Source organism: Cypionkella sp. (assembly GCF_030652235.1).
Lineage (GTDB): Bacteria > Pseudomonadota > Alphaproteobacteria > Rhodobacterales > Rhodobacteraceae > Cypionkella.
On record NZ_JAUSBA010000015.1, the window covers coordinates 18,548 to 45,533 of the forward strand.

The 26,986-nt window shown below is 59.6% G+C and carries 26 protein-coding genes; 17 read left to right on the forward strand and 9 right to left on the reverse strand.

Translation table 11 applies throughout. The annotated features are described in order from the left end of the window. Positions 1-3 precede the first annotated feature (3 nt). Both Q7V03_RS03560 and Q7V03_RS03565 read right to left on the reverse strand, forming a co-directional pair. Positions 4-918, reverse strand: a complete 915-nt coding sequence (locus Q7V03_RS03560) for a methylenetetrahydrofolate reductase (protein WP_304924231.1) — start codon at positions 916-918, stop codon at positions 4-6. Positions 919-940: 22 nt separating this feature from the next. After that, the gene (locus Q7V03_RS03565; RefSeq protein ID WP_304924232.1) at positions 941-1,243 is read right to left on the reverse strand and encodes a virulence factor; all 303 of its coding nucleotides are present in this window, start codon (positions 1,241-1,243) and stop codon (positions 941-943) included. Between the two features lie 262 nt (positions 1,244-1,505). On the opposite strand from Q7V03_RS03565, the gene Q7V03_RS03570 reads away from it, so the two are divergent. Continuing rightward, entirely contained in the window at positions 1,506-2,639 is a 1,134-nt protein-coding gene (locus Q7V03_RS03570) for a Ppx/GppA phosphatase family protein (RefSeq protein ID WP_304924233.1), read from the forward strand. Beyond that, complete coding sequence (locus Q7V03_RS03575) at positions 2,636-3,388, forward strand: RlmE family RNA methyltransferase (RefSeq protein WP_304924234.1); 753 nt, start codon at positions 2,636-2,638, stop codon at positions 3,386-3,388. Before Q7V03_RS03570 ends, Q7V03_RS03575 begins: the two co-directional genes overlap by 4 nt. A gap of 114 nt (positions 3,389-3,502) precedes the next feature. Here the strand turns inward: Q7V03_RS03575 and Q7V03_RS03580 are convergent, their stop codons facing one another. Then, a complete protein-coding gene (locus tag Q7V03_RS03580) occupies positions 3,503-4,063 on the reverse strand; it encodes a YcbK family protein (RefSeq protein ID WP_370651072.1) in 561 nt (186 codons plus the stop codon). Between the two features lie 357 nt (positions 4,064-4,420). Between Q7V03_RS03580 and Q7V03_RS03585 the strand changes: the two genes are divergently transcribed. The 4 genes from Q7V03_RS03585 (at position 4,421) to Q7V03_RS03600 (ending at position 8,781) form a co-directional block, all read left to right on the forward strand. After that, positions 4,421-6,040: a murein L,D-transpeptidase gene (locus Q7V03_RS03585; protein WP_304924236.1), complete on the forward strand. Its 1,620-nt coding sequence runs from the start codon at positions 4,421-4,423 to the stop codon at positions 6,038-6,040. A 129-nt stretch (positions 6,041-6,169) separates the two neighbouring features. Continuing rightward, positions 6,170-7,261, forward strand: coding sequence for a UDP-3-O-(3-hydroxymyristoyl)glucosamine N-acyltransferase (locus tag Q7V03_RS03590; protein ID WP_304924237.1), 1,092 nt, complete (start codon positions 6,170-6,172; stop codon positions 7,259-7,261). Positions 7,262-7,291: 30 nt separating this feature from the next. After that, on the forward strand, positions 7,292-7,573 hold the full coding sequence (locus Q7V03_RS03595; protein WP_370651070.1) for an acyl carrier protein: 282 nt from the start codon (positions 7,292-7,294) through the stop codon (positions 7,571-7,573). Beyond that, positions 7,570-8,781 (forward strand): beta-ketoacyl synthase, encoded by a 1,212-nt coding sequence (locus Q7V03_RS03600; RefSeq protein WP_304924238.1) that lies wholly within the window; start codon positions 7,570-7,572, stop codon positions 8,779-8,781. The genes Q7V03_RS03595 and Q7V03_RS03600 overlap by 4 nt, the downstream gene beginning before the upstream one ends. 195 nt (positions 8,782-8,976) lie before the next feature. On the opposite strand, the gene Q7V03_RS03605 is transcribed toward Q7V03_RS03600, so the two are convergent. Next, on the reverse strand, positions 8,977-9,645 hold the full coding sequence (locus Q7V03_RS03605; RefSeq protein ID WP_304924239.1) for an invasion associated locus B family protein: 669 nt from the start codon (positions 9,643-9,645) through the stop codon (positions 8,977-8,979). Here Q7V03_RS03605 and Q7V03_RS03610 point away from each other — a divergent pair. From Q7V03_RS03610 to Q7V03_RS03620, 3 genes are all read left to right on the forward strand, one after another. Beyond that, entirely contained in the window at positions 9,632-9,865 is a 234-nt protein-coding gene (locus tag Q7V03_RS03610; protein WP_304924240.1) for a hypothetical protein, read from the forward strand. The two genes, Q7V03_RS03605 and Q7V03_RS03610, sit on opposite strands and share 14 nt — an antisense overlap. A gap of 242 nt (positions 9,866-10,107) precedes the next feature. Next, positions 10,108-11,664, forward strand: coding sequence for a helicase HerA-like domain-containing protein (locus tag Q7V03_RS03615; RefSeq protein ID WP_304924241.1), 1,557 nt, complete (start codon positions 10,108-10,110; stop codon positions 11,662-11,664). 73 nt (positions 11,665-11,737) lie between these two features. After that, a complete protein-coding gene (locus tag Q7V03_RS03620; protein ID WP_304924242.1) occupies positions 11,738-13,042 on the forward strand; it encodes a CAP domain-containing protein in 1,305 nt (434 codons plus the stop codon). 77 nt (positions 13,043-13,119) lie between these two features. Here the strand turns inward: Q7V03_RS03620 and Q7V03_RS03625 are convergent, their stop codons facing one another. The 4 genes from Q7V03_RS03625 to Q7V03_RS03640 are packed head-to-tail and all read right to left on the reverse strand — an operon-like array spanning position 13,120 to position 17,091. Further along, entirely contained in the window at positions 13,120-14,388 is a 1,269-nt protein-coding gene (locus tag Q7V03_RS03625) for an HlyC/CorC family transporter (protein ID WP_304924243.1), read from the reverse strand. Further along, on the reverse strand, positions 14,385-15,350 hold the full coding sequence (locus tag Q7V03_RS03630) for a site-specific tyrosine recombinase XerD (RefSeq protein ID WP_304924244.1): 966 nt from the start codon (positions 15,348-15,350) through the stop codon (positions 14,385-14,387). Before Q7V03_RS03630 ends, Q7V03_RS03625 begins: the two co-directional genes overlap by 4 nt. Next, on the reverse strand, positions 15,351-16,967 hold the full coding sequence (locus tag Q7V03_RS03635) for a hypothetical protein (RefSeq protein ID WP_304924245.1): 1,617 nt from the start codon (positions 16,965-16,967) through the stop codon (positions 15,351-15,353). Further along, positions 16,957-17,091, reverse strand: a complete 135-nt coding sequence (locus Q7V03_RS03640; protein WP_304924246.1) for a hypothetical protein — start codon at positions 17,089-17,091, stop codon at positions 16,957-16,959. The genes Q7V03_RS03635 and Q7V03_RS03640 overlap by 11 nt, the downstream gene beginning before the upstream one ends. Before the next feature lie 190 nt (positions 17,092-17,281). Here Q7V03_RS03640 and Q7V03_RS03645 point away from each other — a divergent pair, with 190 nt between their 5' ends. The 6 genes from Q7V03_RS03645 to Q7V03_RS03670 all read left to right on the forward strand — a co-directional run bounded on the left by Q7V03_RS03645 (position 17,282) and on the right by Q7V03_RS03670 (position 22,185). Then, positions 17,282-17,821, forward strand: coding sequence for a shikimate kinase (locus Q7V03_RS03645; RefSeq protein WP_304924247.1), 540 nt, complete (start codon positions 17,282-17,284; stop codon positions 17,819-17,821). A gap of 1 nt (position 17,822) precedes the next feature. Beyond that, entirely contained in the window at positions 17,823-18,941 is a 1,119-nt protein-coding gene (gene aroB / locus Q7V03_RS03650) for a 3-dehydroquinate synthase (RefSeq protein WP_304924248.1), read from the forward strand. Positions 18,942-19,093: 152 nt separating this feature from the next. Further along, a complete protein-coding gene (locus Q7V03_RS03655; protein ID WP_304924249.1) occupies positions 19,094-19,873 on the forward strand; it encodes an ABC transporter ATP-binding protein in 780 nt (259 codons plus the stop codon). A gap of 34 nt (positions 19,874-19,907) precedes the next feature. After that, positions 19,908-20,672 (forward strand): transporter substrate-binding domain-containing protein, encoded by a 765-nt coding sequence (locus Q7V03_RS03660; RefSeq protein ID WP_304924250.1) that lies wholly within the window; start codon positions 19,908-19,910, stop codon positions 20,670-20,672. Beyond that, a complete protein-coding gene (locus Q7V03_RS03665) occupies positions 20,672-21,409 on the forward strand; it encodes an ABC transporter permease (RefSeq protein WP_304924251.1) in 738 nt (245 codons plus the stop codon). Before Q7V03_RS03660 ends, Q7V03_RS03665 begins: the two co-directional genes overlap by 1 nt. Next, positions 21,409-22,185: an ABC transporter permease gene (locus Q7V03_RS03670; RefSeq protein ID WP_304924252.1), complete on the forward strand. Its 777-nt coding sequence runs from the start codon at positions 21,409-21,411 to the stop codon at positions 22,183-22,185. Before Q7V03_RS03665 ends, Q7V03_RS03670 begins: the two co-directional genes overlap by 1 nt. 229 nt (positions 22,186-22,414) lie before the next feature. On the opposite strand, the gene Q7V03_RS03675 is transcribed toward Q7V03_RS03670, so the two are convergent. Continuing rightward, the gene (locus Q7V03_RS03675) at positions 22,415-23,032 is read right to left on the reverse strand and encodes a TetR/AcrR family transcriptional regulator (RefSeq protein ID WP_304924253.1); all 618 of its coding nucleotides are present in this window, start codon (positions 23,030-23,032) and stop codon (positions 22,415-22,417) included. Between the two features lie 96 nt (positions 23,033-23,128). Between Q7V03_RS03675 and tgt the strand changes: the two genes are divergently transcribed. Both tgt and lon read left to right on the forward strand, forming a co-directional pair. After that, positions 23,129-24,256, forward strand: a complete 1,128-nt coding sequence (gene tgt, locus Q7V03_RS03680) for a tRNA guanosine(34) transglycosylase Tgt (RefSeq protein WP_304924254.1) — start codon at positions 23,129-23,131, stop codon at positions 24,254-24,256. A 207-nt stretch (positions 24,257-24,463) separates the two neighbouring features. Further along, positions 24,464-26,872, forward strand: coding sequence for an endopeptidase La (lon, locus tag Q7V03_RS03685; protein ID WP_304924255.1), 2,409 nt, complete (start codon positions 24,464-24,466; stop codon positions 26,870-26,872). Positions 26,873-26,986 lie beyond the last annotated feature (114 nt).

Sequence of the window (26,986 nt, forward strand, 5' to 3'; positions counted from 1 at the left end):
TCTTTAAGCGTTTGCGGGCACACCAGCGTCGCCGCCATTTTCAGTAACCCAAGCCGCATTGGTCTTAATGCCGCCCAGCGGGAAGAAGTGAACCTGCTCAATGCCAAAAGCCGGGTTAGCCGCTTTGTGCGCGGCAAGGCCCGAGATAAACTCGGTCGGCTCGTAGGGCAAAAGCAGTTTCGTCACGTCCATAGCACGTTTTTGCAGCACGCGCAGTGAAGCGCCGACCCCGCAGGAAATTGCGAATTTGATCAGGGTTTGCAGCTTGGCGGGGCCAGCTACGCCGATATGGATCGGCAGATGCACGCCCGCCTCGGCCAAGCGGTTGGCCCAAGCGATCACCGGACCCGCCTCAAAGCAGAACTGCGTTGCAATCGCCATTTTCGCATCAGAGCGTTCCGAAAACGCCTGTTTCCACTTCAGCGCAGCCAGCACGATGGCATCGCCGCCATCTTTGTCGATGTCCTTGTTGCCCTCGGGGTGGCCCGCAACATGCAGACGCTCAAAACCATCGAACAGCCCGGTTTCCATCAACTGCATCGAGCTTTCAAAATCACCAGCAGGGGTGCTCACACCGCCGCCCAGCAAAAGTGCTTGCTTCACACCAGCCTCGGTCTGATAGCGCTTGATCCAGTCAGCCAAGGTGGCCTTGTCATGGATGATCCGCGCCGGGAAATGCGGCATCACGTCAAAGCCTTCGCCGGCGATACGCCTTGCGGTGGCGACCATTTCCTCAATCGGAGTGCCTTCGATATGGGCGATATAAACCCGCGTGCCTTTGGGCAGCAAAGCACGGAAATCTTCCACCTTTTCGGCGGTGCGCGGCATCACCTCGATCGAATAGCCTTTCAAAAAGGCCTCATTCGCATCGGTATTTGCTGCTGGTTTGGTGTCTTTGCGAAAAAAGCTAAGTGCCATGTGGGCCTCCCGTTAGATATGGTCAGGCTTGCGCCCAGCCCTCGGCGTTGATCAGCGTTTTGAGACGCTCGGTGTCATATTCAGCGACCAGACGCGCCGCCTCAGCGGCGGCAATCTCGGCGGCCTCGCCTTCCACCGGATAGGGATCAGCTTTGCGCCATTCGGCCAAGTAAGCGTCGGCACCTTTAGCGCCGATCTTCATGGCACAGCGGTCAATCGCTTGCTCAAACCGCTCGGGCAGTTGCACCTTTGAGGCAGAGCGCCCCTTGCCGACAATCACCTGCGCCGGAATATCGCGCCAAAACACCACTGTTACATCCGGCATAGCTGATTCCCTCACCCTAGTTTGATACCTGTTCTATGCGCCGATACGCGACAAATAGGGTCGGTTTTCGACATAGAACATGCTTGTAGCGACCACGTTTGTTGCTATCGGCAAACTGCGCGTGCGGCCAGTGGTTGAGATTGGAGAAATTTTCATCATCTGTATGAACGCACAACTCGCGTTTGCTCAGGCATGGGGGAGGGTGCTTGCCACTACCCGGGAACGGGACTACCTTTGTCGCAACCACCAATGGAGGGCGATTATGGCGCCCGAGCGTCCCCAGGGGGCGGACGCGATGCAAACAGCGGTTGAGGCACAGGATGCTTTCCGCGAAACTGACCCGTCGGCCCCCCCCGGCCTGTGGTCCAAGGGGCTTTATGCTGCCGTGGACTTAGGCACAAATGCGTGCCGCATGTTGATTGCCCAGCCAAAGGGCAGTCAGTTTGTGGTTTTGGACAGTTTCTCAAAAACTGTCCAGCTGGGCGCGGGGCTGGAAGCCTCGGGCAGGCTTGGTCGTGCCTCGATGGGGCGGACGATGCAGGCGTTGCGGATTTGCCAGAAGAAGATCGAACAGCATGGCGTGACGCGGATGCGGTTCGTGGCGACGGAAGCCTGTAGGCGTGCGCGCAATTCCAAAGAATTCATGCGGCAGGTCAAGCGTGAAACCGGGCTGATTGTCGAGATCATTCCGGCCGAAGAAGAAGCGCGTTTGGCAGTGATTTCTTGTGCGCCACTGGTCAACCGGTCCACCGAACAGCTTTTGGTGGTCGATATTGGCGGCGGATCGACCGAACTGGTGTGGATTGATCTGTCGGCGGTAGCGCCAGAGGATCGACCAAAATCGATCATGCGGCTGCATCGCGGGTTTCAGGTGGAACCTGCGGGCGCGCGGGTGGTGGATTGGATTTCGGTGCCGCTGGGGGTTGCGACGCTGAAAGACCAGTTTCAGGATGTCGAAGATGATGCGGCGCGCTTTGCACTGATGAGTTGGTTTTTTGAAGAAAACCTCGCCTCGTTCAGCCCCTATGCTTCGGCGCAAAAGCGTGAGGGGTTTCAGATCATTGGCACCTCTGGAACGGTGACGACGGTAGCGGCCAGCTATCTTGGCCTGCGGCGCTATGACCGCACCAAGGTCGATGGTTTGCAGATGACTTCTGATCAGATCGATCTGGTGATCCGCGAATATCTGACGCTTGGGCCGGAAGGGCGGCGCAATGATCCGCGGATTGGCCGTGACCGACATACGCTGATCATGTCCGGCGCGGCTATCCTTCAGGCGCTGATGCGGATATGGCCAACCGATCGCCTTTCGGTGGCCGACCGTGGCCTGCGCGAGGGGCTCTTATATGCACAGATGAGCGCCGATGGCGTTTTAGAGGACGGGCCGTTTGAATGACTGAAAAAAGCACATCAGGCCGGGGTCAGCGCGAGCTGCGCGTGCGGGTCAAAACCGCCAAGGGCCGCAAGCTGTCATCTACGTTGTGGCTAGAGCGGCAGTTGAACGATCCTTACGTCATCCGTGCCAAGAAGGAAGGGTTCCGGGGCCGGGCAGCCTATAAGATTGCCGAGCTGGATGAGAAATACGGCTTCCTTGTGCCGGGCGCCCGGGTGGTGGACCTTGGCTGTGCGCCGGGGGGCTGGTGTCAGATTGCGGTGAAGCGGGTGAATGCTTTGGGCGACAATCCGAAAAAGCCGATTGGCACCGTGCTGGGGATTGATTTGCAAGAGATCGAAAGCATTGCTGGCGCGCAAATCCACCAGCTGGATTTCTTGTCTGAGGAGGCCGATGCGCTGGTCAAGGGCTGGCTGGGCGGCAAGGCCGATGTGGTGATGTCGGATATGGCGGCCTCGGCGTCGGGGCATAAGGGCACCGACCACTTGCGGATCATCGCGCTGATTGAGGCGGCTTTGGCCTTTGCCTTTGACGTGCTGGAAGAAGGCGGCACCTTTATCGCCAAGGTTCTGGCGGGCGGCGCGGAAAATGAGATGCAGGTGCAGTTGAAAAAGTCGTTCAACAAGGTGGCGAATGTAAAGCCGCCAGCGAGCAGGGCGGATAGTTCAGAGAAATTTGTCGTGGCACAGGGTTTCCGGGGTAAGGCGACGCTGACCGGATCTTTCGCGCCGCGGTCTGACGACGGAAATTAATCGCGGCTGATTGCTCGGTTTACAGCAACAATCCCGAACCCCGCCAAAAACAAAAGGCGCCTCGATAGGCGCCTTTTTGCTTAAACGTTGATCGACCTTGCGCGGAAAACAGCCTTAGCCGCCCCAAGTGCGAACCGGACCGCAATCCATATGCACAAAGTTAGAGCCGTAATAATGCCCGACACCACCCGCCGAACAGGCCTCTGCCGCCTTGGCCATTTGGCTGACGGAACGCGATTTCAACCGCAGATCAGCCGCCATACCCTTCATGTGCAAAGAGTGCTTGGCGACCCCGCGCGACTTTGAGCTCAACATGGCGTTGGTGGCAGGACTGCGATAGCCCGACAGCAACATGTAAGGTTCGCGGACATCGAGCAGGCGGTGTGCGGCTGCGATGATGTCATAATTGCGCGGGTCCATCCCAACCACTTCGTCGGAACGCCAATCGCGCATGAAGTGATTGATTTCTTTTGTAACCTCCGGGATGTATTCGCCTTCGACCCAATAGATCGTGTCGATACTTTCCCCGGTGCGACCCGAATACATTCGGATCCGTCGAATATCGCCCGCGCCCTTGAGAAGGCCGAAAGCATTGGAGTATGTCGGTGCTGCGATCACGGCAGTTGCCGCAAAAACGCCCAGCAGCCCACGCCGCGTGATCCCGTTCGAAGTCATATTCGCCATTCTTTGCGCCTGTCCCGTCGCTGGTCTTTGACCGCCTGAAGTTGCGGTTCTGTTCGTCACTTCATCCCCAAGTGCTGGGCACCTTATGGCACAGCTTGCGTTGAAGCCAAAGAGCAGATTGGCCGCCGAATCCCAGTCTGACCGCAATAGGCAAAAAATTGCTGAAAATGAGGGAACCAAGTGGGGATTTCCGTATCTGCGCTATTCGTGGCGAATATGCGACAATCACGGCGGTTGTAGCGACCCTTGCGTGACCAGATGCACGAACACGAGTTTACAGTTTCAGGGATTTCACCCAAACTTTTCAAAGTAAATCACTATCAGATGCGACAGGGCTTGGCCCGACCAATGGGAATCATCGTGCACATCAGCTTTTCCGCGCGCGCCTGCGGAGTTATCCGCCGCCTGACCGCCACCACCGCTTTGACTGTGGCCTTGGCTTGGACCTCGCCGGTTCTGGCGCAAAGCGATGCGTTCACACGGTCTTTGGCCGAAGCCTCGGCCGCAGATGAGGCGGTCGCCGGGTTTTATCGCGGCCATGGCTATCAACCGCTGTGGACCGGCCCGAATGATCAGGCGCGGCGGCATGCGCTGATCATGGCGCTTGCGACTGCTGACGAGCAGGGCCTGCCGGTAAAGCGCTACGATCCGGCTGCTCTGATCGCGCTGGCGAAAGCGGCGGTGACGGAAGGCGACCGGGGCCGTTTGGAAGTGGCGATGACCACCGCCTATCTGTCTTATGCGCGCGATGTAAGTTCTGGCGCTTTGACGCCGAAAAAGATTGATCCGACGATTGTGCGCGAGATCATTCGGCCTGATCCGGCTGTCTTGCTGGCGGGAATCGCGGCCACGCCTGCGCCCGACGCTTACCTGAGTGCTCTGCTGCCAAACGCCCCGGAATATGCCCGGTTGGTGAAGGAAAAGTTGCGACTGGAACGGCAAGCGCCGTCGTTGATCGGAATTTCGGCGACAAAACTTTCGCCGGGCGACAGTAGTGATGCGGTGGTGGCGCTGCGGGATCGGTTGATCGAGCTTGGCTATATGGGCCGCTCGGCCACCGCGATTTATGACGGACAGATGCAGCGCGCGGTGCAACGCTATCAGTTGGATCAGGGCTTGGCCGCTGATGGTGTGGCGGGGGAGTCCACCATTGAAGCGCTGAACACAACGCCAGCCGAGCGCTTGCAATCGGTGAGCGTGGCACTGGAGCGGATGCGTTGGATGGGGCATACCGATCTTGGCGCGCGGCATATCTGGGTCAATCAGGCAGATTTCACGGCGGAAATCGTCGATGACGGCCGGGTCTCGTTTCAGACGCGGGTGGTGGTTGGCAAGGCCTCGCCCGAGATGCGCAGCCCGGAATTTTCCGATCAGATGGAATATCTGGTGATAAACCCCAGCTGGGGTGTGCCGCGCTCGATCATCGTAAAAGAATACCTGCCGATGTTGCAGCGCAACCCGAATGCGGTCGGGCATTTGCAGGTGATTGATGGCAGAGGTCGTGTGGTGCCGCGCGGGGCGGTGAATTTCGCGGCTTATTCGGCATCAAGCTTCCCGTTTGGCCTGCGCCAGCCGCCTTCGGACGGCAACGCCTTGGGCAAGGTGAAGTTCATGTTCCCCAACACCTACAACATCTATCTGCACGACACGCCCGCCAAAGCGTTGTTTGCCAATGAGGTGCGGGCTTTCAGCCATGGCTGCATCCGTTTGGGCGACCCGTTTGATTTCGCCTATACCCTGCTTGCCAAGCAGACCAGCGATCCGAAAGGCCTGTTCCAAGAGCACCTCGATGCCAAGAACGAAAGCTCGGTCTCGCTGGAAGTGCCGGTGCCAGTGCATTTGGTCTACTACACCGCTTGGCCAACCAAGACCGGGATGGCTTATCGCCGCGATGTCTACGGTCGCGATGCCAAGCTGTTTGAAGCGCTGACCGAGGCGGGGGTGGCCTTGCCAGAGGTGCAGGGCTGATTTCCCGTTGGGATAGCCGATTGAAACAAGGTGATTTCCCTGCGGGGAATCCGTTTGGCTGGTATGAGAATTGTGGTTCAAGCTGCCGGTTATCTGCGCTAAACCTTCCGCAAACCGCCGGAGGATACCATGGCCCATACGATCCGCGACATTGCGCAGGCTTTAGGGGCTGAAGCAGAGGGCGATCTTGACCTGATGGTTTTGCGCGCCTCGGAACCTGCAAGTGCGGGTCCGCAGGATTTGGCTTTGGCGATGGACCCACGCTATGGCGACGGTTTGGCAAAGGGTCGGGCGCAGGCGGCGATGCTATGGCCGGGGGCGGATTGGCGGGGTTTGGGGCTGAAAGCGGCGATTTTCGCGCCACGCGGACGGCTGGCGATGGCGGGGCTGTCGGTGATGCTGGATCCGGGGCCTGTGATTGCGGCCGGGGTGCATCCGATGGCGTTGGTGGACGCTTCGGCCGTTATTGGCGTGGGTGCTGCGATTGGCCCGTTTGTGGTGATTGGGGCGGATGTTCGGATTGGCGCGCGCGCGCGGATCGCCAGCCATGTCTCGATTGCGGAAGGGGCTGTGATTGGTGACGACGCGCTGATCCTACAGGGCGCACGGATCGGCGCGCGGGTGACAATCGGGCATCGGTTTATCTGCCAGCCGGGGGCGGTGGTGGGGGCGGATGGCTTTTCCTTCGTGACACCCGAGAAATCCGGAGTTGAAGAAATTCGTGCCAGTTTGGGCAAACGTGACGAAATTCGGGCGCAAAGTTGGCTGCGGATTCATTCTCTGGGCGCTGTGGCCTTGGGCGATGATGTGGAACTTGGTGCAAATGTCGCGATTGATCGTGGTACCATTCGCGATACCACCATCGGCTCGGGCACCAAGCTCGATAATCTCGTGCATATTGGGCACAATGTTCAAGTGGGCCGCGATTGTTTGCTGTGCGGGCAGGTGGGGATTGCGGGCTCGGCGCGGATCGGCGACCGGGTGGTGCTTGGCGGACAAGTCGGGGTCAGCGACAATATCTTCGTTGGCGATGATGTGATTGCGGGCGGGGCCACGAAAATTTTGACCAATGCGCCTGCAGGCCGGGTGCTTTTGGGCTATCCTGCGGTCAAGATGGAAACCCATGTCGAGATACAAAAGGCGCTGCGCCGCTTGCCTCGGCTGGCGTCCCGCGTGGCGGAATTGGAGAAAGCCATATCCCTGTTACCTGATGTTGATTAAACGAGGTAAACTGTGACGGAAGGAAACCCGATGAACATGCAAAGCCAAGTGATCAGCGTGCAAGATCAAGTGATCGCGATTATTGCCGAGCAGGCGGTGTTGGATGTGGCCGATATCGACCCTGCGCAATCGCTTGAAAGCCTTGGCATCGACAGTCTGGGGCTGGTGGAGACGATCTTTGCAATTGAGGAAGCCTTCGACATTTCCGTGCCGTTCAACGCCAATGAGCCGTCGAAAAGCGGCTTTGATCTGACCTCGGTGGCCTCGATTGTGGCGGCGGTCGAAGGCCTGATCACTCAGAAAGCCGCATGAGGCGGGTTGTCATCACCGGAGCAGGCACGGTCAACGCCTTGGCGCGCGATGTGGCGGGCACCTACGCAGCCTTTGCCGAAGGCCGTTGTGGCATTGGCGCGCTGGATATTCGCGACAAGGACCGGCTGAGCATCCAGATCGGCGGGCAGGTGAAGGGTTGGGATGCCGAGGCTTTGTTCAGCCGCCAGCAGATCACGCTGTATGACCGGTTTACCCAGTTTACGCTGACGGCGGCAGAGCAGGCGATTGCGCAGTCGGGGCTGGTTTTTGACGGTGATCTTGGTGACTGCTCTGGCGTCGTGCTGGGCACGGCGGCGGGTGGCGTCAACACTTGGGACGAGAGTTACCGTGCTGTCTATGCCGAGGATAAAAACCGGGTGCATCCCTTCGTGGTGCCAAAACTGATGAACAGTGCCGGGGCCAGCCATGTGGCGATGCAGTTTGGGCTGCGCGGCCCGAGTTTTTCCGTCTCAACCGCCTGTGCGAGTTCCAATCACGCGATGGGACTGGCGTTTCAGGCGATCCGGGGTGGCGGGGCCCAGGTGATGGTCACGGGCGGGTCGGAATCGATGCTGTGCTTTGGCGGCATCAAGGCGTGGGAGGGGTTACGGGTGATGTCGCAAACCGCCTGCCGTCCGTTCAGCCTGAACCGCAGCGGCATGGTGCAGGGCGAGGGCGCGGCGATCTTTGTGTTTGAAGATTACGACCATGCCCGCGCGCGCGGGGCGGTGATTTTGGCCGAAGTGATCGGCTTTGCGATGACCTCGGATGCGTCTGACATCGTGATGCCGTCGCAAGAAGGTGCTGCACGGGCGATCCGGCTGGCGCTGCGCGACGCCAAGGTGGCCCCGGATGCCGTGGGCTATATCAACGCGCATGGCACCGGCACGGCGGCGAATGACAAGACCGAATGTGCGGCGATTGCGCAGGTGTTCGGGCCTGCGGCGGACAGCGTGATGCTGTCTTCGACCAAATCCATGCACGGTCATCTGATCGGCGGCACCGGGGCTGTGGAGCTGCTCGCCTGCCTGATGGCCTTGCAGCAGGGTGTGATCGCGCCGACGATTGGCTACGAGGTGGCGGACCCTGAGTGTGCATTGGACGTGGTGCCCAATCAGGCGCGCGAGGTGCCCGTCGATGTGGTGATGTCGAATGCATTTGCCTTCGGCGGGCTGAATGCGGTGCTGGTGTTGCGCAAAGCGGCGTAACGGCGGGCTTTTTGCAGAGATGGCGTAGACTGAAAGTTTTTCCCAGCTGGGACTGACTTGTGTGATTTGTGAATTATTGCTGGCTTTTGCACAAGATGTTGTGGTCAGACACTCCGCTTGAAAGGCTTAAGCGGCTCTATGGCATGAAAAAGCCCGCCCAAACTGGGGCGGGCTTTTTGCGATCTGGCCTTGATCTTACTGCTTTGGCATCGTTGCGGCGACGGCCTCGTAGCCCGCGGTGAAACCCTTCAACTCGACAGCCAGTTCAACCTTTTGATCCGGTGCCGCAGCAGGCACGATGGTGATCGTGGCCTTGGTGCCCTTTTTGAACTGTGCCACTTCATCCGCCGTGAAGCCGATGCGTGCGACGCAGCCCAGTTGGGCGCAGAAGGTGAACGGGTAGATTTTGGCTTTGCTGCCATCCACCGACACCGCCAGATTGGCGGTCAGCAGGGTTTCCAGCGGCGCGATGATCGTGGCACCGGCAGCGGCTTTGCCACCAGCGGGCAGCGCGAACATGCTGATTTCAGCCACGTTGGTGCCGTCTTTGTCTTTCAGCAGCTGATACAACTCGCAAGGGTCCGAGCCGTCTTTCATCTTGGTGCAGCGCTGCGCCCATGCATCGAAACTGGCGAGTTGGTAAATCTGACCCTCTGCGGCAGCTTCCTGCGTCAGCGGCGCGGGCGGCGTGTTGGGGTCGATGCCCATGTTCAGATCTTCGGCCGCCGGAGCGGTGGTGTCCACCGTTGCAGCCGGGGCAGGATCAGCCGGTGCTGCCTCTTGCGCGAGGGCCGGGAATGTCGCGGCAGCAAAGGCCAGACCGAGCGAAAACGCGAGGGAACGGTGCAGAGTGGTCATCGACATCACTGTCTCTTTCATGATTGTTTGGCTGGGCAATAGCATGGCAAAGCCAGGAAGTCAGCGGGAAAAAACTTCACGTCTTCGCGCGCATGGGCGAAAAAAGGCTGCCGCGATCATCCCTGAAGCGATCCTGCTAACCAGTTGTTCTAAAATAAAAAAAGGGCCGGATACCCGACCCCTTTTCCAGTTTTTTATTCTCCCTGCCGGACTGGCCGACTTATGACGCAAACGCTACGGCGCTTTCAAATCCGCGTCAACTGGAATTGTAACCGATTGTGACAGTCTTGCGATGGAAAAAAGCCGCGCTGTTTGATCAGCGCGGCAGTCTGACAGGGAGGACGTCACCACAACAAACACCGAAGCATGTTTGCGGTAAGATCGAGACTGGCAGAGTTAGGTTAACAATGTATTTTGGCCAAGAACGGTTGCCGTCAAGCAACTTTGGATCATGCAAAAGGTGGCAGCATGGGCGAGACGATTTTTGTGGGCGGCGGCGGCGAAGCTTATGGTGTGGGCCAGAGCCTGCTGCTGAAATACGGCAACCGCCATGGGTTGATCGCAGGCGCCACCGGCACGGGTAAAACCGTCACCTTGCAAGTGCTGGCCGAGGGGTTTTCGGCAGAAGGTGTCCCGGTGTTCATGGCCGACGTGAAGGGCGATCTTTCGGGCCTCGGTGCCGCAGGCTCCACCAGCCAAAAACTGCATGACAGCTTTATGAAGCGCGCCGCCACCATCGGGCTTGATCTGCAATACCGCAGCTTTCCGGTGACATTCTGGGATATGTTCGGCGAAAAAGGCCATCCGATCCGTGCCACTGTGGCCGAGATGGGGCCGCTGCTGCTGTCGCGCCTGCTTGAATTGTCCGAACCGCAAGAGGGCGTGCTGAACGTGGCGTTCCGGTTGGCGGATGAGGAAAAACTGCCGCTGCTCGATCTGAAAGACCTGCAAGCTTTGCTGGCGTTTGTCGCCGAACATGCGACCGAGATTTCGGGCCGCTTCGGTCTGGTCTCGCCTACTTCCGTCGGGGCGATCCAGCGGCGTTTGTTGGTGCTGGAGAATCAAGGTGCCGCCGAGATGTTTGGCGAACCTGCGCTGGATCTGGCCGACCTGATGCGTTGCGATGGCAATGGCGCGGGGATGATCAACATTCTGGCGGCGGAAAAGCTGATGAATTCGCCCCGGCTGTACGCGACCTTCCTGCTGTGGCTGTTGTCGGAATTGTTCGAAAACCTTCCCGAAGTTGGCGACCCGGATAAGCCAAAACTGGTGTTTTTCTTCGACGAGGCGCATCTGTTGTTCGCCGACGCGCCGAAAGCTTTGGTGGCCAAGGTCGAGCAGGTGGCGCGGCTGATCCGCTCGAAAGGCGTGGGCGTGTATTTCATCACCCAGAACCCCGCCGACGTGCCCGAGATGATTCTGGGACAGTTGGGCAACCGTGTGCAGCATGCGTTGCGCGCATTCACCGCCAAGGATCAGAAAGACCTGAAACTGGCGTCTGAAACCTATCGCCCCAATCCGCGTTTCGCCATCGAAGATGCGATCCGCGATGTCGGCACGGGCGAGGCCGTGACCTCGTTTCTGGAGGCCAAGGGTATTCCGGGTGTGGCCGAACGCACATTGGTGCGCCCGCCGTCGTCGCAACTTGGGCCGATTGATCCGGCCTTGCGTGCGCAGTTGATCGCGGCTTCGCCGATGGGGGCGAAATACAACACAGTGGTTGACCGTGACAGCGCCTATGAACGCCTGCGCATCCGCGCTGAACACGCCGCACAAGAGGCCAACGCCGCCGAGACGCAAAGCCAGCAGCAGGCAGATCAAGCCGAGTCCGAGTTCCGCAACGCCCGCCGTTATGATGGCGGAAGTGCCGGGCGGACCACCTCTGCCACCCCCAAGAAGGCAAACTCCAGCCGATCCGATTCGATCGGCGAGACTTTTGCGAAAAGCTTTGCTAGAAGTCTGGGCTCTAAAACTGGGCAAGCGGTGATCCGTGGTGTGCTAGGGTCGCTGTTCCGCAGCCGCTGACACATTCTCGTCGCGGCTTCGCCTTATTCGTCCGGCAGGTTCTATGGGTCTGCTTTGAAATAGGGAGGCCGCAATGGCTTTAACGGCTGCAGAGCAATATTTGCTGGAACTGATCAACCGGGCGCGACTTGACCCGGCGGGCGAGGCTGCGCGCTATGGCATTGATCTGAACGCGGGGCTTGCAGCGGGCACGATCTCGACCGCCTCTAAGCAGGTGCTTGCCCCCAACGCCCTGTTGGAAAACGCGGCGATTGGCCATTCGCAATGGATGCTGGCGGCGGATGTGTTTTCGCATACCGGCAGAGGCGGCTCGCAACCTTGGGATCGCGCGGCGCAGGCGGGCTATGGCTGGTCGGGTGTCGGCGAGAACATCTCGTGGCGCGGTTCAACCGGAACGCTGGATCTGAACGCCGCAATCGCAGCGCACCATCAGAGCCTGTTTCTCAGCACGACGGGCCACCGCCAGAATATGCTGAATGGCAGCTACCAAGAGATTGGCATCGCGCAAGAGTACGGCAGTTTCACCCAAAGCGGGGGGAGCTACAACTCTTCGATGTTGACCGAATTATTTGGCAGGCCCGCGGCAACCACTGCTTTCCTGACGGGAGTCATTTACAGTGACACTGACCGAAATAGTTTCTATTCGATCGGGGAAGGCGTTGGGAGCGCCACTATTGCGGCCCAAGGAAAGTCGGTAGCCAGTGCCGTGGCGGGCGGTTATGCGCTTGCACTGACGGCAGCTTCGGCGGTGGCTGTGACCGGCCAGCTTGGGGCACTCAGCTATTCATTCACCATCGGGATGGGGAGTGGAAATGTGAAGGTCGATATTGTCAATCAGAACACCTTGCTTTCGTCTGGCGCCATCACGCTTAAACTTGGCCTGAACCACGTAAGCCTGCTTGGCAACGCCGGTCTTACGGCTGGCGGCAACGCCAATGACAACGTGATGACCGGAAACGCAGGTGCCAATCGCATGGATGGTGTGGCGGGAAGAGATGTGCTCAGGGGGATGAACGGCAATGATTATCTGATTGGTGGCCTAGGCAACGATACACTTCTGGGCGGAAACGGCGCTGATCGGATCGAGGGCGGGGCTGAAAATGACATGTTGTCCGGCAATGCGGGAGGGGACACGTTCATTTTTGGCAATAATTTCGGCCGCGATACTTTGACAGATTTTGCGAAATCAGCGGGGGATCGCCTGCAGTTCGATGATCTGATCTGGGGCAGCGCTGCATTAAGCACGCAGCAAGTTGTTTCGCAGTTTGCGCATGTGGTGGCGGGTACGGTGGTGTTTGAGTTCAGCGCGAATGAAGTCATCACGCTTACGGGGGTCACGTCGACGGTTGGCCTGGCTGATGCGCTGATGATCGTCTAACGCGGTTTCTGAGCAAGCGGATCGCGCTGCGCGAACCCTTTGGCGCGCGCAGTGAAACCTGACACGCAAAAATCGCTTCATGTCAGCTTTGTCATCGGCCGCAGTTTGAGCTTGGTGATGCGGTTTTCTCGACGTTGCGCCACTTCGATGCGGAAACCGTGGAAGTGGAAAACCTGACCCTCAGACGGGATCATCTGGGCCTCGTGGATCACCAGACCTGCGAGGGTATTGGCCTCGGCATCGGGCAGTTGCCAATCCGTGGCGCGGTTCAGATCGCGGATCGTCATCGCCCCGTCGATCAGATAATCACCATTGGCATCGCGCTTAAGCCCCGCGTCGCGCGCGACAACATCAAATTCATCGGTGATATCGCCGACGATTTCTTCCAGGATATCTTCCAACGTAATCAAGCCCTGCAACCCGCCGTATTCGTCAACCACCAAAGCGAAATGCGTGCGCCGTTTCAGGAACTCGCGCATTTGTTCGTCTAAGTTGGTGGTGTTGGGGATGAAATAGGGCTTCTTGGCGACCTTCAGAATATCAAGGCTTTCCAGCCCTTCGGGGGCATCGCCGCGCAGCAGGCGGTCGAGTTCGCGCAACAGATCCTTGGTGTGGACGAGGCCAAGGATGTTCTCGGTCTCATCGCGGTAGACCGGCAGACGCGAATGTGGCGAGGCGAGCATTTGGCTGATGATATCGCCGGGCGGATCATCGGCGTTGATCATCTCGATCTGGCGGCGATGGCGCATGATTTCTTCGACCGTGCGGTCGGAAAGATCCAACGCCCCCAGCAGACGGTCGCGGTCTTCCTTTTGCATAGCCCCGCCAGAATGACCCAAAGCAATGGCACCCGCGATGTCGTCGCGCAGGGCATCATGCTGCTCGGCCAGATCGAAGGTCAGGCCAAAGCCGCGCAGGGCGGCTTGCTTCAGGATCTGCATCAGGGCCGCGAGGGGCGCGAATATCCATGCGGCGATCAGGCCGAACCGGCTGAGACGGGCAAGGGTGAATTCAGGCGTAGCGGTGCCGAGGGCCGAGGGGATGATGCGGCCCAACAATGACAGCGCGATCCCTGCAGCAAAGGTCAGCCACGCGAAATCGAAGCCTGTCCAGTCGCGGGCTTGCCACAGCAGGCCGGAAAGTGCGGCAAGCGCGGTCAGGCTATGGGCAAGCCGCAGCGTCATCAGCCCCATCTTACCGCGCGCGATCAGCTTGGCTGCGGCTGCGGAATGCACCGCGGCGCGGCCATGTGGCAGGTTTTGCACGGCGGCAATCACGGCGGCCAGAAGGGCTGCTGCGGCAAGCGTGGCAAGGATCAGCGCGTAAATCCAAAGGTTGTGCATCATGTGCCCGGTTTGCCTGTGGCGAGGGGGTGATGCGTCAGCACCAGACGGCGCAGGTCCTCATCCAGAACATGGGTGTAAATCTCGGTGGTGGCGACATCGGCGTGCCCCAGCAGGGCTTGGATCACCATCAGATCGGCACCGCCCGCCAGAAGATGCGTTGCAAAGGCATGGCGCAGGGTGTGGGGGGTGACTGTGCTGGGATCAACGCCACCCTGCACCGCGATGTCCTTGATCAGCAAATAGAAATGCTGGCGGGTCAGATGGCCATCGACGCCGGGGCCGGGAAACAGCTGCTTTGAGGCAGGCTTGCCCAGCTTACGCCCAGCATCTTCCTGCGCATCGCGTTCGGCGAGCCATTCCTGCACCGCCGCGCGGGCGGGGGGCGACAGCGGCACCATGCGTTCTTTGTCGCCCTTGCCTTTGACCAGGATCATCTTCGGATTGCCGCGCACGGCGGCCACCGGCAGGCCGACAAGTTCGGACACCCGCATGCCCGTTGCATAAAGCAGTTCGACCAAAGCACAGTTGCGCAAGCGTTCGGGCACGGATCGGCCCTTGCGGCGGGCGGCATCCAGCAGACGCTCCACCTCGGGCAACGACAGCGTGCCGGGCAAGCGCTGGCTGGCCCCGGGGCCTTTGATGCGCAGGGCGGGGTTGTCGTCGCGCCAACCTTCCTCGTGTGCAAAGCGGTAAAGCTGGCGGATCGCCGACAGCCTGCGCGCGCGGGTGGCTTTCGACAGACCCTGAGCATCACAAAATACCAGATAAGCCTCGACCTGATCGCGGCCTGCCGCGGCAAAGCTGCTGGCATGGCGCGACAGCCAATCGGCGAAATCCTTCAAGTCGCGGCCATAGGCCAGTTGGGTGTTTTTTGCAGCCCCAAGATCGGCGGCCTGTGCGGCGAGAAAGCTGGAAATCCAACTGTCGGGATGGGTGGGGGCAATGCTGGCAGGAGAAGGCATTTATCCGCGCCGTTCCAAAAGCATCAACTGCAAGGCTGTGCGTCGGGCGATGACTTCAAGCCCAAGTTTGCGCAGCACCGATAGGCCCTCGGTGACCTTCACCAATTCGCCACGCAGACCGGATTCGATGCGGATCATCGCTTGCAACATCGCCTCTCCCACCCGCTTTTGCGCGATCAACTCTGCAATATCTGCGGGCAGTTGCGGATCGGTGAAGGCGGGGGCAATCGCGAGGGCCATGCTGTCAGGGGCGATCAGGCCCTTGACAGATCCGGCAGCCAGGCCCGCCATAAACACACTGCGCGCGTCGGTTGCCCTATTGGGGGATTTGGCAAGGCGCTCATATTCCGGCGAAAGCAGACCCAACTCATAGCTGATCCGCGCCGCATCGCCTGTCAAATGCAGGGTCGCAAGCGGCCCCGCGAACAGGGTGGCGAATGGCACTTCCACCTCGACATCGCGCATCCGGGCATAGGCCAGCGGCAGGCGTTGCTCGACTGCTGCCGCATCGCGCTTGGTCAGCGCGGCATCAAAGCGCTGAAACGCATCGGCGCGGTCCCAAACCCCGCCCGAGGCCGCAGGCGCGCGGTCGGTATAGAGACCGAGCAGGACGTTCGGCGTGATAGCCCCCGCACGCGACAGCCGCTCGGCAGCCTCGATCTGAGATTTCCATCCGGCATGGTCAGACAGATCTGCATGGGCAAAGGCCGGGGGCAGGGTGGCGGTGGGCAAGGGTTCACCCAACGCGTCATAGATGCGCCAGACGAGGGGGGTGATCGGCTTTGGCGCGGGCGGCATCGGCTCGCCATCAAACTGATCAGGGTCGAGAAAGCGCGACAGCAGGGCATCATCCGCGGTGCTGATATTGCCCAAAGCCTGTGCGGTGCGCAGGGTTAGGGCCGCCGCGTTCCAGTCGCCCGCGCGCGCGAGACAGAACACCCGGGTGGTCAGGGTCGGCGCAAGTCCGGGGGCGGATTTCAACACCTCGCAGGCTTTGTCTTCTTCACCGGTCAGCAAGGCCACGTCAAAACTGCGGCGGAACAATTCGGGCGAACTGGTTGCCCCCGCAGCCGCAATCAGCGCCTGCGCCTGATCCAAAGCTCCCATCGTCAACAGCTTGTCGATCCGTGCGATCAGCAAATCACCCGAACCTGACGAATCTGCGGGCGCGTCCGCCTCAGCCAGCAGCAGCGTCATCAACAAGGATTGCAGCGCGGGCACATCACCTTGGCCTGCCTCGGCGATATCGGTGGCAATCTCGGCACTGTGACCGATGCCCCACAGATCATGTGGAAATCCAGTCACCCGCGGCGGCAACAGTCCGACTGCATCCAGCGAGGTGCCGCCCAGCACGGTGGTCGCCACTTGGTCGGGCAACGCATCGGTGGTGACTTTCGGCTCATTCGCCACCGGGGGCAGATTGGCCTGCGTGCCATTTTTCACCGCGGCACTGACCGACTGTGTCGGGGTGCGGGGGGCGACGCTGCCTTTCGGCATTGGCGTTTTGACCGATTGCGACAGCCAGTCGATGGCGGACAACGGCTTTTTCTCGGCACCAGCGGCTGTTGGCAGCGCAAGTGCCAAAGCCACGCAGAGGCCGAGGTGGTTAATCGACATTCAGGGTCACCGGCAGCTTTACCTCGGATGCGGTCGGAGAAAGATCCGCGAGATAAGCGTAACCCGTAAGCCCAATGAAGCCAAGCACCGCCAAAAACACCAAAACCTTGATCAGACGCCCCATGCCCGCTTTGCCTTTACTGCTGCCGCAGGTTTACCCCGCGCGATTGTTGTTGTTCTACGCTGCATCGCAGCACAGTGCATATTATATATGGCATCTGCGCCGAGTTCACGCCATTTAGGGAACAAAGATTTGACTTGGGCGGCGATGCGCCATTTGCGCGCTGTAAATCAAGCCAGACAGGGATAAAACAGTGCCGCTGAAAAAAACCGTGGTGATGGTCGGGATGATGGGGGCAGGCAAAACTGCTGTCGGCACCGCATTGGCGCGTCTGCTGGGCGTGCCCTTCGTTGATTCGGACGAAGAGATTGTGCGCGCGGCAGATCGCTCTATCGCTGAAATTTTTGCGCGTGACGGCGAGGCGTTTTTCCGTGCGCGCGAAACTGAAGTGATCGCCCGCCTTCTGCGCGGCGCGCCCTGCATCCTGTCGACCGGCGGCGGGGCGTATCTGTCGCAAGACAACCGCGCGCTGATCCTTGAGGCGGGCGTTTCGGTCTGGTTGCGCGCCGATCTGGAGCTGCTCTGGCAGCGTGTGCGCCACAAAACGACGCGGCCCTTGCTGCGCACCTCAAATCCGCGCGAAACTTTGCGCGGGCTTTACGACGCCCGGCTTCCCTTCTACCAGATGGCCGATCTGGTGGTCGATTCCTCTGCGGAGTTGTCGGTTGAGGATATGGCGCAGCGGGTGGTCGAAGCGTTGAGCACCCGCGCGGACGTGCTGGAAAGGATCTAGGATGAGCCTGAATGTGGTCAATGTCGATCTTGGATCGCGCAGTTACGATGTGCGTATCGGCCAAGGCCTGATCGCACAGGCGGGCCGCCAGATCGCGCCTTTGCTGCATCGCCGAAAAGTCGCCGTGATCACCGATGACACCGTTGCGGCCTGCCATCTGATGGATCTGGCGAAGGCGTTTGAGACCGAAGGCATCACCATGACCGCGCTGACCATCCCACCGGGCGAGGGCTCTAAGGGCTGGGAGCAATTCGCGCGTGTTGTGGAATGGCTGCTGGAGCAGAAGATTGAGCGCCGTGATGTGGTGGTGGCGTTTGGCGGCGGCGTGGTGGGTGACCTGGTTGGATTTGCTGCGGCCGTGCTGCGGCGGGGGGTGCGGTTTGTGCAGATTCCAACCACGCTTCTGGCGCAGGTGGACAGTTCTGTCGGCGGTAAAACCGGGATCAACACGCCACAGGGCAAGAACCTTGTCGGCGCGTTTCATCAGCCGAGTTTGGTGCTGGCAGATATTGATGTGCTGGGCACTTTAGCCCCGCGTGATTTTCTGGCGGGCTATGGCGAAGTGGTGAAATACGGCCTGCTCGGCGATGTGCGGTTCTATGATTGGCTGGAAACCAACGCTCCGGCGATGGCGCAGGGCGATGTCGGTTTGCGGCAATATGCGGTGACACGCTCGGTTGAGATGAAGGCGGGCATCGTCAGCCGCGATGAGATGGAAGAAGGCGAGCGAGCGCTGTTGAACCTGGGGCACACTTTTTGCCATGCGCTTGAAAAGGCGACCGGATTTTCAGATCGGCTGTTGCATGGCGAGGGTGTCGCTATCGGCTGTGCGCTGGCGTTTGAGCTGAGCCAAAGGCTTGGGCTTTGTGCGCAGGAAGCCCCCAGTCGGGTGCGCGCGCATCTGAAAGCGATGGGGATGAAGACCGATCTTGCCGACATCCAGGGCGATCTGCCGGGGCCCGAGGCGCTGCTGGCGCTGATGGGGCAGGACAAAAAGGTGATCGACGGCAAGCTGCGGTTTATCTTGGCGCGCGGTATCGGCGCGGCGTTTGTGGCCGAAGATGTGCCGCCTGATCTGGTGCGCGGACTGCTGGCCGATGCCCTCGCAGCGCGGCGCTAGAGGCAGGCGACGCTGAATAAATGCGCGTTCGCCCGGTTTTTCCGCGCGATGGAATGAATTTCAGCGATGCCCACAAGTAGCCGCTAAATTATTCGCTTGCACAATTCCGGGGCGGCGCATTTGATAGCTCAAATCATAACGGCAGGAAACACATGCCGATTCAGGGAACGACGGCTGAAAAGCCCATCGCAATTCGTGTGGCTGGTCTGCACAAATCATTTGGCACCCATGAGGTGTTGAAAGGCGTATCGCTGACAGCCTGCGAAGGTGACGTGGTGGCGATTATTGGTGGCTCGGGTTCGGGCAAATCAACGATGCTGCGCTGTATCAACTTTCTGGAAACTCCGTCTGGCGGCAGTATCGAGATCGGCGGCGAAGCCGTTGCAATGCATGGCGATGGCACGCCTTCGGATCGACGCCAGTTAGAGCGGTTGCGGCAAAGCCTTGGCATGGTGTTTCAGAATTTCAACCTTTGGACCCATAAAACCGTGCTGGAAAACCTGATCGAAGTGCCGGTGCATGTGCTGAAATTGCCGCGCGCCGAGGCCGAGGCGCGGGCGCGCAAGCTGCTGGCACGGGTCGGCTTGGCGGAAAAAGAGGGGGCCTATCCGGCCTATTTGTCGGGCGGTCAGCAACAACGCGCCGCGATCGCGCGGGCTTTGTGTATGGAACCGCGCGCGATGCTGTTTGACGAGCCAACCTCTGCGCTTGACCCCGAACTGGTCGGCGAGGTGCTGCAAGTGATCCGAGGTTTGGCCAACGAGGGCCGCACCATGGTGCTTGTCACGCATGAGATGAAATTCGCCCGCGAGGTCGCAAGCCATGTGATCTATCTGCACAATGGGGTGATCGAAGAGCAAGGCCCACCCGCCGAAGTGTTTGGTGCGCCGAAATCGGAAAGACTAAAACAGTTCCTAAAAACCGTGGGTTAACCCGGATACTTAAACCAACTTGTGAGGATTAACTATGAAGAAAATAGCCATCGCGGTCGCAGCATCATTGCTGTTTGGCACCACTGCGCTTGCCGCACCGTTGAAAATCGGCGTCGCAGCCGAGCCCTACCCGCCGTTCACCTCGCCCGATGCCAGCGGCAACTGGGTCGGTTGGGAGATCGAATTTCTGGGGGCCGTTTGCAAAAAAGCAGCGCTTGATTGCGTGATCACGCCCACCGCTTGGGACGGCATCATCCCCGCGCTGACCGCAGGGCAGATCGATGTGATCATGTCGTCGATGTCGATCAATGAAGAACGCGAAAAGAGCATTGATTTCACCGACAAATATTACAACACCCCGACGGCTGTGATGGCGGCCAAAGGCTCGGGCGTCCTGCCAACGGCTGAGGGGCTGAACGGCAAAATCATCGGCGTGCAGGTCTCGACCATCCAAGAAGCATACGTTCAGGCGCACTTCCCGGATGCCGAGTTGAAAAGCTATCAAACTTCGGACGAATCCTATCAGGATTTGGCGGCTGGCCGGATTGATGCGGTTGTCGCCGATTCGATCGTGGTCGCCGATTTCCTGAAAACCGAACCGGGTGCTTGCTGTGAAAACGTCGGCAATGTCGCCGATGATCCGGTCATTCTTGGGCGTGGCGTCGGCTTTGGCTTGCGCAAGGGCGATCCGCTGAAAGAGACGTTGAACAAGGCGATTGCGGATGTGCGCGCGGATGGCGAATATGATGCCATCACCAAAAAATACTTCAGCATCGACATCTACGGTCCTGCAAACTGATGGTCTGCCCCCCGCCCGCACAGCTTTCCAGCCTGACTCTGCTTGGCTTTGGCGATTGCGGCTGGGGGGCAACCCTGCTTTGGGGTTTTGGCAATTCCCTGATGATCGCGCTTGGCGCTTATGCGATTGGGTTTTGTATTGGCGTCTCGGGCGCGTTTGGCAAACTTTACGGCGGTCCGGTCGCTAAGGATCTGCTGGCCGTCTACACCACCATTGTGCGCGCGGTGCCCGAATTGGTGCTGATTTTAATCCTGTATTACGCTGTGCCCGCGCTTTTGAACGAGGTGATGCTGGGTCTGGGCTATGAGCGGATCAATCTGCCGCAATTCATCACCGGCGTTGTGGTGCTGGCGGTGGTGCAGGGGGCCTATCAGATTGAGGTTTTGCGCGGCTCGATCCTTGCGGTGCCACAGGGGCAGATTGAGGCTGCCCGCGCGATGGGGATGTCGCCGGTGATGCTGGCGCGGCGGATTACCTTGCCACTGATGACCTCAAACGCGATACCGGGTTTGGGGAACTTGTGGTTGAACGCGACCAAGGACACCGCTTTGCTGGCGGTGATCGGCTTTACCGAACTGACCAAGGCGACGTTTCAAGCCTCGGCCACCACCAAGGCGTTTTTCACGTTTTATGGCGCGGCAATGGCGCTTTACATGGCGATCTCGCTGGTCTCAATCCTGCTGTTTGGACGGCTTGAGAAAATCGCGCGCCGTGGCCAACGCGACGCGAGGGGCTGATGCGCGATTTTCTCAACCTGCGCCGGGTGATTATGATTGGGGTTGCTGCGGCACTGGTCACATGGTGCGTGTATTCTTTGCGTTGGGACTGGCTGGCGAACCCGAAATATCAGTCGATGATCGTGCGCGGGTTGTGGCAGACGATCTGGATGCTGGTGGTGACGATGGTGATCGGCTTTGCGTTGGCGATCCCGATTGGCTTTGTGCAGGCGGCGGGGCCGCGTTATCTGGCTTGGCCTGCGCGGGTGTTCTGCTCGGTGATCCGGGGCACGCCGCTGCTGATGCAAATCTGGCTGCTGTATTACGGGATCGGGTCGTTGTTTCCGTCGATTCCGTGGATCCGGGACTCTGCGTTCTGGCCGATTCTGCGGCAGGCTTGGCCCTATGCGGTGCTGGCACTGTCGCTGTCGGTGGCGGGGTATGAGGGCGAGGTGTTGCGCGGTGCGTTCAAATCGGTGCCGCATGGTCAGTTAGAGGCGGCGCGGGCGATGGGGATGCCGCGGTTTACGATCTTTCGGCGGATCTGGTTGCCGCAGGCGATCCAGCGGGTGTTGCCGACGATTGGTGGCGAGACTGTGTTGCAGTTGAAGGCGACTCCGTTGATTTCGACCATCACCATCATGGATATTTATGATGTGGCGGGACGGGTGCGGCGCGATACTTTGGTGGTTTATGAGCCGCTGTTGTTGCTGGCGGTGACTTATATGGCGATCACGGCGTTGATTGTTTTGCTGTTCAAGTGGTTTGAAAGCCGGTTTCCGAGCAAGGTGGCGTGAGGTCCCAACTCGAGACCTTTTTTTATCACTTTATATCAATAGGTTGACATGGTCATGTTAAGGGATTTTTAACGGTTTGGCTTTGAGACGGGATTTTTGGCGGGGCTGTTGGATGCCTCCGGCGGGAGTATTTAGGCCAAGATGAAAGCAAATTTTAGGTAATTTTTAGCGAGTTTTATGTGGCGCGCGCCCGAATTTCGGCTTTCTTTGAAATTGGGTTTGGCGGCGGTCAGTTGCCGCCAAGCCTTAGCCGCGCGAACAGCACGCAGCCGTCTAACCCGTTTTTCACCGCCAATTCATCGCCCCGGCGCAGCCAATCGAGCCAGAGGCCGTCGAGCGTTGCCATGATCAGATCGGCGACGGCGGGGATACGCTCAAAGGCGTAGCCTGCAGCCATGCGGTCGAGCAGGCGTTCCAGCGCATCGCGGTGGCTGTCGTAGAGGGCGCGCTCGATCGAGGCGATTTCCGGCTGTGTCAGGGCGGCGGACCACAGGTCGATCTTCAGGCGCAGGTGGGCGGGGGTCATCAGATCGGTGGTGAAGCCTGCGCGCAAAAAGCGGTCAAGGCGTTCGGACGGGGTGCCGCCCGGTTGGATCAGCGCGCGGCGGCCCGCCTCTTGCACCTGATCGGCGGCGAGGCGGAAAGCGGCGCAGATCACCGCAGCCATGTCTTTGTAGTGATAGGTCAGATGGCCGAGTGACAGGCCGGCCTCGGCTGCGACCTTGCGGGCGGTTAACCCCGCGTGGCCGTGGGTTTGCAAGGCGCGGAGGGCGGCTTCCGCGATGTGCTTGCGGCGGGTTTCGGCGGTGAGGCGCGTTTGAGACGGGCGGGGGGGCGTGTCGGACATATGTACTTTCCACGGGCAGGCTTCGACTTGGGCGCGCATCCCCCTTCACTTTCTGCCCGTATTCCCGCAGAAGGGCAACGCTTACAGGGGTCCAGCATGACAAAATTCGGCTTTGATTTACAGGCGACCGATGGCGCGGCGCGCACCGGCGTGATCCGCACCCCGCGCGGGGACATTCGCACGCCCGCCTTCATGCCAGTGGGGACGGCGGCGACGGTGAAGGCGATGCTGCCGGACTCGGTGCGCGCCACCGGGGCCGATATTCTGCTGGGCAACACCTATCATCTGATGCTGCGGCCCACGGCGGAGCGGATCGCGCATTTGGGCGGGCTGCATAAATTTATGAACTGGGAGCGGCCCATTCTGACGGATTCGGGCGGCTTTCAGGTGATGTCTCTGGCCGCCCTGCGCAAGCTGACGGAAGAAGGCGTGCGGTTTTCAAGCCATATTGATGGATCAAAGCACATGCTGAGCCCTGAGCGCAGCATGGAGATTCAAAAGCTTTTGGGCTCTGACATAGTGATGTGTTTCGATGAATGTCCGGCGCTGCCTGCGACGGATGCCGAGGTGGCAAAATCGATGGCGCTGTCAATGCGGTGGGCGCAGCGCAGCCGCGATGCGTTTGGCGACCGGCCTGGACATGCGTTGTTTGGCATCATGCAGGGCGGGGTGACGCAGGATTTGCGCGAGGAATCGGCCCGCGCGCTGACGGCGATTGGCTTTGATGGCTATGCGGTGGGCGGTTTGGCGGTGGGCGAGGGGCAGGAGGCGATGTTTGGCGTGTTGGATTACGCGCCGGGGATGCTGCCTGCGGATAAGCCGCGCTATCTGATGGGGGTGGGCAAGCCCGATGATATTGTGGGCGCGGTCGAGCGCGGCATTGATATGATGGATTGCGTGTTGCCATCGCGGTCCGGGCGGACTGGGCAGGCGTGGACGCCTCGCGGACAGGTCAATATCAAGAACGCGCGGCATATGGATGATCCGAGGCCGTTGGATGAGGGCTGCGGCTGCCCGTGCTGCGCGAATTACTCCCGCGCTTATCTACATCATGTGTTCAAATCGGGTGAGATCATCGCCTCGATGCTGCTGACCTGGCACAATCTGCATTATTATCAGGTGCTGATGCAGGGCTTGCGCGATGCGATTGCCGGGCAAAGGCTGTCGGCCTTCGTTGCCGAGTTTCATGCCCAGCGGGCGCAGGGTGACATTGAGCCGATCTGAAGCTAAATGCCGTTAGCCCGGGTTAACGCGGCGGAGCAAATGTAAAACAATCTGCCCTTGCCCCCACCAGATCACGGGCGCATGATTACACCAGATGCGGTGGTTGACAGCAGACTTGGTCACCACCAAATACATAGTCCGAAGGGGGAAGTCTCCGCGCTGCCGATCACCGGGGCCATGGCTTTCCTGCTAGATAAGGAACGCGATATGACTGATACTCTCGCCACGAGCTACCCGGTTCTGCCGCTGCGTGACATCGTGGTCTTCCCCCACATGATCGTGCCGCTGTTTGTCGGGCGCGAAAAATCGGTGCGCGCACTGGAAGAGGTGATGGCAGATGACAAGCAGATCCTGCTGTCTTCTCAGATCGACCCTTCTGTCGATGATCCTGCGACCGATGGAATTTATCAGATTGGCGTGCTCGCCAATGTGCTGCAACTGCTCAAGCTGCCCGATGGCACCGTGAAGGTGCTGGTTGAGGGTAAGGCGCGGGTCAAGATCACCGAATTTGTGGAAAATGCCAGCTTCTTTGAAGCCCGCGCCGAACGCTTGTCTGAACTTCCCGGCGATAAGGAAGCCGCCGAAGCGATGGTGCGCATGGTTGCAGAAGAATTCGAGCGTTACGCCAAGATCAAGAAAAACATCCCCGAAGAGGCTTTGTCGGCCGTATCGGAAACCCGCGAACCTGCACGGTTGGCGGATTTGGTGGCCGGACACTTGGGCGTTGATGTCGGTCTGAAGCAGGATCTGCTGGAGACGCTGGACGTGGCCGAGCGGCTGGAGAAGGTCTACGGCCAGATGCAGGGCGAAATGTCGGTCTTGCAGGTTGAGAAGAAGATCAAGACCCGGGTGAAGTCTCAGATGGAGCGCACGCAGCGCGAGTATTATTTGAATGAGCAGATGAAGGCCATTCAGAAGGAACTCGGCGATGGTGAGGACGGCCAGAATGAAATGGCTGAACTTGAGGCGCGGATCAAGGCCACCAAATTCTCGAAAGAGGCGCGGGACAAAGCCGAGGCCGAGCTTAAAAAGCTGAAAAATATGTCGCCGATGTCTGCGGAAGCGACCGTTGTGCGCAACTATCTTGATTGGTTGCTGGCTGTGCCGTGGGGAGTGTCTTCCCGCGTGAAGAAAGATTTGGCGGCGGCGCAGAAGGTGCTGGACGCTGATCACTATGGCCTTGAGAAGGTCAAGGAACGCATCGTTGAATACCTGGCGGTGCAGGCGCGCTCGACCAAGCTGAAGGGCCCGATCCTGTGCCTTGTTGGCCCTCCGGGTGTGGGGAAAACCTCGCTGGGGCGGTCGGTGGCGAAGGCGACGGGGCGTGAGTTCATTCGGATTTCTCTGGGCGGCGTGCGTGACGAGTCTGAGATCCGCGGTCACCGTCGGACCTATATCGGCTCGATGCCCGGTAAGATCATTCAGGCGCTGAAGAAGGCGAAAACCACCAACCCATTGATTCTCTTGGATGAGATCGACAAGATGGGGCAGGATTTCCGTGGAGATCCGGCGTCTGCGATGTTGGAGGTTCTCGATCCAGAACAAAACTCGACCTTCGTCGATCATTATATGGAGGTCGAATACGACCTTTCCAATGTGATGTTCATCACCACGGCGAACAGCTACAACATGCCGGGGCCGCTGCTGGACCGGATGGAGATCATTCCGCTGTCGGGTTATACCGAGGACGAAAAGCGCGAGATCGCCAAGGGCCATTTGGTCGCCAAGCAGATCGCTGGGCACGCCTTGAAGAAGGGCGAGTTCAGCATCAGCGATGGCGCTTTGACCGAGATCATCCGCACTTACACCCGCGAGGCCGGTGTGCGGAATCTGGAGCGCGAAATCGCCAAGCTGGCGCGCAAAGCCGTGACTGAGATTGTCAAGAAAACCGCGAAAGTGGTGGAAGTGACCGAGGATAAGCTGGAAGGCTACCTTGGCGTGAAGCGCTACCACTATGGTCTGGCCGAGCAAACCGATCAGGTTGGCGTGGTGACGGGTCTGGCCTGGACATCTGTGGGCGGCGATCTGTTGCAGATCGAAGCGTTGCGGCTGCCGGGTAAGGGCCGGATGAAGACCACGGGCAAGCTGGGCGATGTGATGAAGGAATCCATCGAAGCAGCAGCCAGCTTTGTACGCTCGATCAGCCCTGAACTGGGGGTGAAGCCGCCGAAGTTTGAGACGATGGACATTCACGTCCACGTGCCAGAGGGGGCTACGCCGAAAGACGGGCCGTCGGCCGGTCTGGCGATGGTTACCTCGATCGTCTCGGTGATCACTGGCATCCCGGTGCGCAAGGATATTGCGATGACCGGAGAGGTGACTTTGCGCGGCAATGCTTTGCCGATTGGTGGCTTGAAGGAAAAACTGCTGGCGGCGTTGCGCGGCGGGATCAAGACGGTGTTCATTCCGGCTGAGAATGAAAAAGACCTGATCGAGATTCCGGATAACGTGAAGCAAGGCTTGCAGATCATCCCGGTCAGCAATGTGCGCGAAGTGCTGAAACAGGCTTTGGTGCGGCAACCAGAACCAGTGGAATGGGACGAAGCCGCCGAAGAAGCCGCAGCTGCTGCGCGGGCTTTGTCGGCGGGCAATGCTCCGGCGTCTTTGGCCCACTAGACGGCTTGAAAAGGTAAGCAAAGGCGCGGGGGCAAACCCTGCGCCGCCAATCAAGACCAAAGGCAGAGGCGCGGGGCAAATCCTGCGCCCCCATCAAGTTTGAAAGAAAAGGCG

Bases quoted from the DNA above. Each gene is read 5' to 3' on its own strand.
- Q7V03_RS03660 (WP_304924250.1), top strand. From the start codon at position 19,908: ATGAAGAAAATAGCCATCGCGGTCGCAGCATCATTGCTGTTTGGCACC.
- Q7V03_RS03595 (WP_370651070.1), top strand. From the start codon at position 7,292: ATGAACATGCAAAGCCAAGTGATCAGCGTGCAAGATCAAGTGATCGCG.
- lon (WP_304924255.1), top strand. From the start codon at position 24,464: ATGACTGATACTCTCGCCACGAGCTACCCGGTTCTGCCGCTGCGTGAC.
- Q7V03_RS03670 (WP_304924252.1), top strand. From the start codon at position 21,409: ATGCGCGATTTTCTCAACCTGCGCCGGGTGATTATGATTGGGGTTGCT.
- Q7V03_RS03625 (WP_304924243.1), bottom strand. From the start codon at position 14,388: ATGATGCACAACCTTTGGATTTACGCGCTGATCCTTGCCACGCTTGCC.
- Q7V03_RS03575 (WP_304924234.1), top strand. From the start codon at position 2,636: ATGACTGAAAAAAGCACATCAGGCCGGGGTCAGCGCGAGCTGCGCGTG.
- Q7V03_RS03570 (WP_304924233.1), top strand. From the start codon at position 1,506: ATGGCGCCCGAGCGTCCCCAGGGGGCGGACGCGATGCAAACAGCGGTT.
- Q7V03_RS03605 (WP_304924239.1), bottom strand. From the start codon at position 9,645: ATGTCGATGACCACTCTGCACCGTTCCCTCGCGTTTTCGCTCGGTCTG.
- Q7V03_RS03580 (WP_370651072.1), bottom strand. From the start codon at position 4,063: ATGACTTCGAACGGGATCACGCGGCGTGGGCTGCTGGGCGTTTTTGCG.
- tgt (WP_304924254.1), top strand. From the start codon at position 23,129: ATGACAAAATTCGGCTTTGATTTACAGGCGACCGATGGCGCGGCGCGC.
- Q7V03_RS03585 (WP_304924236.1), top strand. From the start codon at position 4,421: ATGGGAATCATCGTGCACATCAGCTTTTCCGCGCGCGCCTGCGGAGTT.
- Q7V03_RS03620 (WP_304924242.1), top strand. From the start codon at position 11,738: ATGGCTTTAACGGCTGCAGAGCAATATTTGCTGGAACTGATCAACCGG.
- Q7V03_RS03640 (WP_304924246.1), bottom strand. From the start codon at position 17,091: ATGGGGCGTCTGATCAAGGTTTTGGTGTTTTTGGCGGTGCTTGGCTTC.
- Q7V03_RS03600 (WP_304924238.1), top strand. From the start codon at position 7,570: ATGAGGCGGGTTGTCATCACCGGAGCAGGCACGGTCAACGCCTTGGCG.
- Q7V03_RS03665 (WP_304924251.1), top strand. From the start codon at position 20,672: ATGGTCTGCCCCCCGCCCGCACAGCTTTCCAGCCTGACTCTGCTTGGC.
- Q7V03_RS03635 (WP_304924245.1), bottom strand. From the start codon at position 16,967: ATGTCGATTAACCACCTCGGCCTCTGCGTGGCTTTGGCACTTGCGCTG.
- Q7V03_RS03615 (WP_304924241.1), top strand. From the start codon at position 10,108: ATGGGCGAGACGATTTTTGTGGGCGGCGGCGGCGAAGCTTATGGTGTG.
- Q7V03_RS03675 (WP_304924253.1), bottom strand. From the start codon at position 23,032: ATGTCCGACACGCCCCCCCGCCCGTCTCAAACGCGCCTCACCGCCGAA.
- Q7V03_RS03565 (WP_304924232.1), bottom strand. From the start codon at position 1,243: ATGCCGGATGTAACAGTGGTGTTTTGGCGCGATATTCCGGCGCAGGTG.
- Q7V03_RS03590 (WP_304924237.1), top strand. From the start codon at position 6,170: ATGGCCCATACGATCCGCGACATTGCGCAGGCTTTAGGGGCTGAAGCA.
- aroB (WP_304924248.1), top strand. From the start codon at position 17,823: ATGAGCCTGAATGTGGTCAATGTCGATCTTGGATCGCGCAGTTACGAT.
- Q7V03_RS03655 (WP_304924249.1), top strand. From the start codon at position 19,094: ATGCCGATTCAGGGAACGACGGCTGAAAAGCCCATCGCAATTCGTGTG.
- Q7V03_RS03630 (WP_304924244.1), bottom strand. From the start codon at position 15,350: ATGCCTTCTCCTGCCAGCATTGCCCCCACCCATCCCGACAGTTGGATT.
- Q7V03_RS03560 (WP_304924231.1), bottom strand. From the start codon at position 918: ATGGCACTTAGCTTTTTTCGCAAAGACACCAAACCAGCAGCAAATACC.